The organism is Phyllobacterium sp. (assembly GCF_037994405.1).
Taxonomy (GTDB): domain Bacteria; phylum Pseudomonadota; class Alphaproteobacteria; order Rhizobiales; family Rhizobiaceae; genus Phyllobacterium.
The window spans coordinates 1-7,542 of the sequence record NZ_JBBNAN010000318.1 but is presented as its reverse complement, the minus strand read 5'-3'; the positions used below and the strand labels follow the sequence as shown (position 1 = coordinate 7,542).

Below are 7,542 nucleotides of genomic sequence, written 5' to 3'. Positions count from 1 at the left end.
AACACTGTCGGGCTTTTGCTGAAAAGAATTTGAATAACGAAAAGTGGGGCCGAGGGGATATGGTTGACGTATGGATAATTCGCGTCAGTCGCGGTAATCGCGCGGCGACACGCCGACCACGCGCCTGAAAACTTGAGAAAAATGACTTGGGCTAGAATATCCGACGTCCATGCCGATCTGGATGATGCTCAGATCGGTTTCCCGCAGGAGGTTGCGGGCTTTCGCCATTTTCAACCTGATGAAATACTGCGATGGCGAAAGGCTGGTCGCCTGTTTGAACAGCCTGGTGAAATGATATTCGCTCATCGCGGCTTCTTCCGCCAAGCGCCTCAGGCTAAATTCCTGGTCGAGGTGGGTCTCCATCAACTCGACCACGCGACGCAACTTCATGGCAGGCAGGGCCGATTTCCGCTCGATTTTGCCCTCGGCCGGTTCGGTGTAATTCCTCACGATGTGGACAGCCAAAGTTTTTGCCAACCCTTCGATATACATCGCACTTTGGGAATGGTTTGCGGTCAACTCCGTGCGGACTTGCTCGAGCATGAGCGAAAGCAGCCGATCGTTCTGCCCGGAGATGTCCTTCACTTTCAGCCGCCGTCCGGCCACATCGAAGACTTCTTTGGCTGCCTCTTCGAATACGGACAGACCGAGATAGAGATGCATGACCTCAAACGGATCGGATCCCTTCGCCTGCCAGCACATCTCGTAAGGCGTGGTGGAATTGGTGAGGAAGAAGTCGCCGGCGCCAACGTCGTTTGCCATCCAATCGCCCTTGAGCTCGCGTTCTTCGATCCGGGCCGATCCTGAAAGGATCCAGACAAGCAGCGGCTCCGCCACGGCAGGCACGATAAGGTTTTGCTCCAGATGCTGGTGGGAGAGCAGCTGAACCTGGATGTCCCGCCATGCCGAGCCGCTGCTGGCCGTCAACAGCCTGCCGTGGATGTGGTGCCGCAGGTCCTCCGCTGTGGTGCGATCTACTATTTCCACGAGTGATTGACCCCGCAGTTACGTTTCCGACGGCTATTGTTTCCGATCCTGACTAACAGGAACAAGGGGGGAAGGGTAGTCTGCCGCTGCCGATGGCGGACGGCCTCAGGTGGTTTGTCGATGGTAGGAGTCATCGTAAATGACCGCATATTGAGTTCGCACTACACAAGATCCGGAATTCCCCGGAAAACTCCTACATGTGAAGGAGTTGAAAATGCGCATCTAGTTCATGCCGCGACGTCCAGTTCGCGTAAACGAGCCAAGCGGATCGTCATTTGACCTTTAATGCGCGTAAGTTCCACGAGGGCGAGAAGCCGTTTTCCAGCTCCTCAGACTGGCCCGGTTTGGCGTTGAAAAACGCCGTGTTTGACAGAATGCTTACTTCCAGTTCTCCTTCTTGATGGACCCGGAACGGGTACTTACGAGGATGGTCGGAAAGCCGGTCGTATACTTTCGAAGAATTACGGATACTGTCGTGGATGTCGACGGTATCCGCAATCGGTGTTTAGTATTCAGAAGGGACTTGCGGTGGGACGAACGATCATCTCGCTAACGTCGACTTCGGGCGGCTGCGCGATGGCATAGGAGATGGCATGCGCGATTGCCTCGGGTTGGATTGAAATTCGCCGAAATTCTTTCATTTCATTACGGCCTTTTTCGTCCGAGATGCTATCGGCAAGTTCGGACTCGACAACGCCCGGCGAAATGACCGTCACGCGAATCTTGTCGGTTTCTTGTCTCAACCCATCTGAAATCGCCCTGACAGCGAATTTCGTCGCGCAATACACAGACGCCGTGGGTGTGACAGCATGCCCCCCGATCGATGCGATGTTGATGATCTGGCCGGAGCCCCGCGCCTCCATTCCCGGTAGGACTGCGGCAATACCATGCAGGACGCCGCGGATGTTTACGTCGATCATACGGTCCCACTCGTCGACCTTGAGCGAAGCAAGCGGCGAAAGCGGCATCACACCGGCATTGTTGACAATGACGTCGACCTGTCCGAATTCGCTTGCTGCAAAGTCAGCAAACGCCTGCATGTCCTGACGGTCGGTGACGTCGAGGGACCTGCCGCGCGATGATCCTCCGCTTGCGGCGATCTCTTCGACCAATGCGTCGAGGCGCTCGGTACGGCGGGCACCGAGCACGACATGGGCACCGTTTTCGGCAAGATGTTTGGCGGTCGCCTCGCCGATCCCGCTGCTGGCCCCGGTTATCAATACCACCTTGTTCGCGATGTTGTTCATTGGAAACTCCTCAAGTTGCGGCGGGACCATCCCGCCGGTTTCTGCGTGGGAAGTTGCCATAATTGAATACGGGCCAGGTAGAACTATGCTCTGGAGCTCGTGCCTATTCCTACGAATTAGTAGGTGACGCCGCAATTCGTGTATAACACTATAGGCAGAGCACGCTCTCGGCTATCGTTGGCTGTCAAAGCATGATCGACATAGACGGTCGGCACGATGCCGCCGTCTATGTCGAAATCGACGTGCGGATTGAACCTGACCGCGTTGAGGCGAGGAACGCCACGAGTTCGGAATTTCCTCCGGCCAGGCGGGGCGGCCGATCGGGATGCCACCTAAAGCATCCAAAATACTCTGCCGTGCTCTCTCTTCGTCGACATTGCCACTTTCCGCCGAGCTTTTGACCATGGCGTGGTGGCCGTCGTCCTTATCCATCCGGGTGAGATGGCGTTGACGCGGATGCCTTTGGGGTCCGAGTTCCTTCGACAGCGCCTTGCTGTAGGTCGACAAAGCCGCTTTTGCAGCGGCGTAAGGTGTTGTCGAGTCATACTGCTGAGGGCGATGTTGAATCGATGTGGCCGCAAGCGGTGTTGAAACTGTGCTGCGCATTCTCGAGGGAGCTGGAAGCTGGTGACCTTATTTCACCTGTTCGGAGGAAAGGTCCCGCGGTTTTCGGACCTGGAACGCGAAATCCCGCTGTCATTAGAGTGACCTTTGAGAAAAGCCGACTCTCTCTGAGGAGCCTCATCATCGCCGATCGGATGCCTTGCACACAGCATTGCCCGCTTTATCTCTTAATTTTGCGGGTAAAATTGTTGGACACCGCCTATTCTCGGCAAAGAACCATTCCCGCGTGGTAGAGTATCTGATCGCGGAATTCGCCATCGGCACTGAAACCCGTGTCGTCAACATAATCTATATGATCGCCGGTCAAACGATAACTGCCCCGGTAGGCGCTCTTGCGTTTGCCGCGGGCCTCGTCGTAGCGGCCGCCGGGCAGCAGCTCGTGGCGGACGTAGCCGTCCTTGGTGACCCACATTCCGACGTATCTATCCTGATCCTCACTCATGACTTGCACCTCCTTTGCTTCGAGTTCTTTTGCATACGCCACCAGCGCAAGCTCGATCCCGAGCATGCCTACGATAACGGCCACGCCAAAAGCCATTTCACGTTATTTAGTCTCTCCAGCTGCGGCGGCTCTCCCGCCCTGAATTACAATGTTCCGGCAGATATAGCTTGGATCTGCCCAGCCCCATGTCTACGAACTGGTCGTGGGGTAGGGCGCTAAGTTCGGCGATGGTGCGCCGATGCTTGCGCCTCGCCGCCATAGTACGAAAAAGTTTCATTTGGATTTCCCTTTGGGGTTGGTGGTTGTCGGAAGGTATCCCGCGCGTGAGCCCATACGGTACAACAATCCGCCTCCAATCTTGCCTATTGCTCCATGACCTTCAGTTCGAAAGGTGGCGGCGGTCGCCATTGGATGCCAGTGCCCGAACTTCTTTCGAAGCACGCGCACTGGCTTGTGGCTACAGGCTAATTACTTAATTTGAACGCTGTAACCGCCGTCGGCCATGACCACGGAGCCCACGATGAAGCTTGCGCGGTCGGACGCCAGGAACGACACGATTTCCGCGATTTCTTCGGGTTGTGCTGCCCTGCCGATCGGCGCGCCCTTGCCGTGTTCTGTAAGAAAGCCGCGGCCGTCGTCCATGATTTCGTTCAGCAGATTGGTCACCACGTCCCCCGATCCGATGGCGTTCACGCGGATGCCGTGTTCTGCAAGCTCAAGCGCGAGCGTGCGTGTGAGCTGCGCCAACGCACCTTTTGATGAGGTGTAGGCTGCGATGGTGGGAAATGCGAAATACGAAGCGTAGGATGCTATATTCACGATGGCCCCGGATTTGTTGGGGGTCATTGCCTTGGCGGCCTCGCGGGAATGGAGGAAAGCGCCCGTCACATTCGTCTCCATGACATAGTCCCAGTCCTTGCGGGTCATTTTTACAACTGGGGTGTAGACGATGCGCGCCGCATTGTTCACCAGCAGGTCGAGCTTGCCAAAGTTTTCCAGCGCCAAAGCGACAGCTTTTTCGGCACTGCCGTCTTTCGACACGTCCGCCACGAACGGGACGATACCTGGGCGGGCAAGCTCGTTGACCGATGGATCGATGTCTTCGGCGATGACCTTGGCACCGCGTGCATGCAACAACTCCACTGTGGCCTTGCCTATACCGCTGGCAGCGCCCGTTACGATCGCAACTTTGTCCTGAACTTCATTGATCTGATTGATGGTCATTTTTCCGATTCCTGTTCGATTGAATTTCGACATCCGCACCGCGACTGACTTTGAGCATTGCGATGCTGGCCGGAGAATAGGATTTGGCACCCGCGCGTTCTGTCGCGACTCGGGGAGGACTGTTGGGCTTTTGCTTTTTTATCGATACGAGTTAACGGGCCGTACGTTACTGCGGGCTTCACACATAAGTTCAGAGTTCCTAAGTCCATTCCTTTCGCCCATTTTCTTCCACGAAAACGCGAAGAGCCGGTCCCGCGCCCATAACGAGGCGCTCGATACCGCCCGCGCCGCTCGTGACAGCGGCCGTAGCCGGCAGTCAAGTCCACAGCCGGGCCCAGGACCAAATTGGAACGGATGCAGGTCCGACACCGGCGTCGTCGCAGTGGGGAAGGATTACGCGACCGGAGTTGAGGCGGCAGCGTCTCTCATACCGTCGCGCAGCAACTGCACTTTACGGTTTAGCTCGATCATTTCGGGCACCGTGAAGCCCGAGTGGAGCAGTAGGGCGGCCGTCAGGCAGCCTGTCTTGAGGTGAAGGTCGGCGCCCTTCTTACTTAGATGGACCCGCACCAGCAGCTCATCCGTTGTGCCGCGCTGGCGAGCAACAAAACCGGCAGCTTCGGCAGGCGTGATCGTGCTTGGCTCCAGAGCCAGTCTGTCCGCGATAGCGCCGATCGTTAGCGCGTCGCGCTCCCAAAGGGCGCTCAGCACCAGATACTGTGTGTAGGTACGCCAAGCTTGTCCAGCATCGGCTCTATAACCGGATTGTCTCAATCCCGAACGCCTCTACGCAGCAAGAAGGTAAAAATGGCTACTGGCACTGTTAAATGGTTCAATTCGGCCAAGGGTTTTGGCTTCACTCAACCGGATGATGGCGGTACGGATGCCTTTGTCCACATCTCTGCCGTAGAGCGGGCGGGACTCCACGACCTCAATGCCGGTCAGAAAATCAACTGCGAAATGGTGCGGGACAAAAAATCGGGCAAGATGTCGGCCGATCAATTGAGCGCCGGCTAATTAACGCGTCTCGTCAGGGCTGGACTGGATCCAGCCGTTCTCATTCACGAAGTTTCGCTGACGGGACAAACCCACGGTCTGATGCGACTGAAATAATTCTTCACGATAATATGCAGGTCGGCATGGGCGCCGACGATCCTGAACGGTGCCAAAATGGGCGTAACCGTCTAATTGGCGCGAATACGCTTGAAGGCGTGCGTAAGTCTGCAAAAACCTGGGTCGGAAAAATGCGCGTCGTTTCTATCGAGGGTTGGTTTTGACAGCCAATGATTGACGCATCGCCACAAGGGATTCGTTAGCCTGCGACCCATCGACAAGCCCATAATATTTGACGGAACTTTGTACTATTGGCCCAGCGACCGCGTCTGATTGAATGTCTCGTTGTTGATCTTCGTAAATAGCGATTGGATATCAGCTTCTGGGATGCTGTCCCCGATGAACCAACTGAGGCTCTCATAGAAATCGAGAAACGAGTGCCGAACGGCGTCAATGATGGATTGCGTCTCGTTAGCACTGATTTTCAAGCGGCCGCTTATGAAATCCATGAGGGCTGCCTCGGCACAGGGATGTGTGAAAACGACCGAAGGTGGCAGAGCCGTACTTAGAATAGGCGGTCTGCGTTCGTCGGAAACGCAGGGCAATGTCTTCGACAACCGTATATCGCGCGAAGATGCAGCAATCTCAATGGCAAAAGCCTCAGCCCGCAAAGTCCAGCGCCCCTCTTGTGTATCGAAATACTGAAAGTCGCGGGGGTGCAGCGTCATCGCGACCGTCGTTGCTTCGCCGGGCTGAAGTTCGACTTTTGCAAAAGACTTTAACTCCCTGACAGGACGTCTCAATCCGGGTTGAATGGGCCGAACATAGAGCTGGACGATCTCCTTGCCAGCGATGTTACCCGTGTTACGGATGGTCACCCGTGCCATTACGTTTCCTTCGGCCGTTACCTGATCGACATCAAGTGAAAGATTTTCGTAGCTGAAGCTTGTGAAAGATAGTCCGTGGCCGAAAGGAAAGAGCGGTTCGACGGCCTTCAGGTCATAGAAGCGATAGCCAACAAAAATGCCCTCGGAGTAGCAGTGTCGGGCATGCTCTCCAGGATAACTGTGGAAGCCTGGAATGTCTTCGATCCGCTTGGGAAAAGTTACCGACAGCTTGCCGCAGGGATTCTGCTCGCCGAAAAGAACTCGGGCGATTGCCTCTCCTCCTCCCTGGCCGGGATAGAAGCAGGCCAGGATCGAGTCCACGTCCTCCGCCCAGGGCATCTCCACAGCATCTGGCATGGTGAGTACGACGACGGTTCGATGGCCTGCATGCGCGAGTGCCTGGATCAAATCGTCCTGTCCCGGCACGAGGCGAAGATTATCGCGGTCCGATCCCTCTCCGTCCTTTCCGGGGCAGTTGCTCGCAAAAACAACGACGGTATCGGTTTCCTGCGCTGCCGCTACGGCTTCGCTGATGGCGACATTGATCTGCGTCTGGTCTGCCGGCGGGAACGAGAGATGGCGCACGCTGTCCTTTCCTGCGAGGCGTCGGATCTGCTCAAGCGGCACGTCGATGCGGAAAGGGTTGGTTGTCGCCGATCCGGAGCCTTGGATCACAGGCTTTACCGCGCCGTCGCCGATAACAAGCAGTCTTTCGCTGTGCTGCCGCGACAGGGGCAGGGCGGCTTGGTCGTTCTTGAGGAGCACGATTGATTCGGCCGCCATGCGGCGAGCCAGTTCATGATGGCTGTCGAGATCAATCGTGGGGTAAGCGGCAGCGCCAAGGCAACGGCAGACCAAGTCCAGGACCCGCAGGCAGGCTTCGTCGAGTATGTCCTGGTTGATTTCCCCTGCCTCGATTGCCTTGAGCAGGGCTTCCTTGCGTGACTTGCTTTCGGGCATATCGAGGTCAGTTCCCGCACGAAGGGCGGCTGGGCGATCCTTAATCGCATGCCAGTCAGAAATTACGGCGCCTTCATAACCCCATTCCTCGCGAAGGACGCGCGTCAACAGCCAATGG

8 protein-coding genes and 1 pseudogene are annotated in these 7,542 nt (G+C 56.4%); 2 read left to right on the top strand and 7 right to left on the bottom strand.

From position 1 onward, the window contains the following. Positions 1 to 84: 84 nt before the first annotated feature. From AAAC48_RS17835 to AAAC48_RS17825, 3 genes are all read right to left on the bottom strand, one after another. Positions 85 to 987, bottom strand: coding sequence for an AraC family transcriptional regulator (locus tag AAAC48_RS17835; RefSeq protein WP_340655469.1), 903 nt, complete (start codon positions 985 to 987; stop codon positions 85 to 87). A 512-nt stretch (positions 988 to 1,499) separates the two neighbouring features. Next, positions 1,500 to 2,234, bottom strand: a complete 735-nt coding sequence (locus AAAC48_RS17830; RefSeq protein ID WP_340655468.1) for an SDR family oxidoreductase — start codon at positions 2,232 to 2,234, stop codon at positions 1,500 to 1,502. A 332-nt stretch (positions 2,235 to 2,566) separates the two neighbouring features. Beyond that, a complete protein-coding gene (locus tag AAAC48_RS17825) occupies positions 2,567 to 2,779 on the bottom strand; it encodes an SDR family oxidoreductase (RefSeq protein WP_340655467.1) in 213 nt (70 codons plus the stop codon). Positions 2,780 to 2,799: 20 nt separating this feature from the next. Here AAAC48_RS17825 and AAAC48_RS17820 point away from each other — a divergent pair. Next, positions 2,800 to 2,927: pseudogene (locus tag AAAC48_RS17820) on the top strand (transcriptional regulator); the annotation flags it as partial. A gap of 130 nt (positions 2,928 to 3,057) precedes the next feature. Here the strand turns inward: AAAC48_RS17820 and AAAC48_RS17815 are convergent. The 3 genes from AAAC48_RS17815 to AAAC48_RS17805 form a co-directional block, all read right to left on the bottom strand. Continuing rightward, positions 3,058 to 3,300 (bottom strand): Atu4866 domain-containing protein, encoded by a 243-nt coding sequence (locus AAAC48_RS17815; RefSeq protein ID WP_340655470.1) that lies wholly within the window; start codon positions 3,298 to 3,300, stop codon positions 3,058 to 3,060. Between the two features lie 468 nt (positions 3,301 to 3,768). Beyond that, complete coding sequence (locus AAAC48_RS17810; RefSeq protein ID WP_340655466.1) at positions 3,769 to 4,524, bottom strand: SDR family oxidoreductase; 756 nt, start codon at positions 4,522 to 4,524, stop codon at positions 3,769 to 3,771. A gap of 393 nt (positions 4,525 to 4,917) precedes the next feature. Then, positions 4,918 to 5,298: a MarR family transcriptional regulator gene (locus AAAC48_RS17805; RefSeq protein ID WP_340655465.1), complete on the bottom strand. Its 381-nt coding sequence runs from the start codon at positions 5,296 to 5,298 to the stop codon at positions 4,918 to 4,920. 33 nt (positions 5,299 to 5,331) lie between these two features. Between AAAC48_RS17805 and AAAC48_RS17800 the strand changes: the two genes are divergently transcribed. Next, positions 5,332 to 5,541, top strand: a complete 210-nt coding sequence (locus AAAC48_RS17800; RefSeq protein WP_340655464.1) for a cold-shock protein — start codon at positions 5,332 to 5,334, stop codon at positions 5,539 to 5,541. 344 nt (positions 5,542 to 5,885) lie between these two features. Here AAAC48_RS17800 and AAAC48_RS17795 read toward each other — a convergent pair. Continuing rightward, the coding region (locus AAAC48_RS17795) for a glycoside hydrolase family 3 C-terminal domain-containing protein (RefSeq protein WP_340655463.1) at positions 5,886 to 7,542 on the bottom strand (1,657 nt) is incomplete at its 5' end.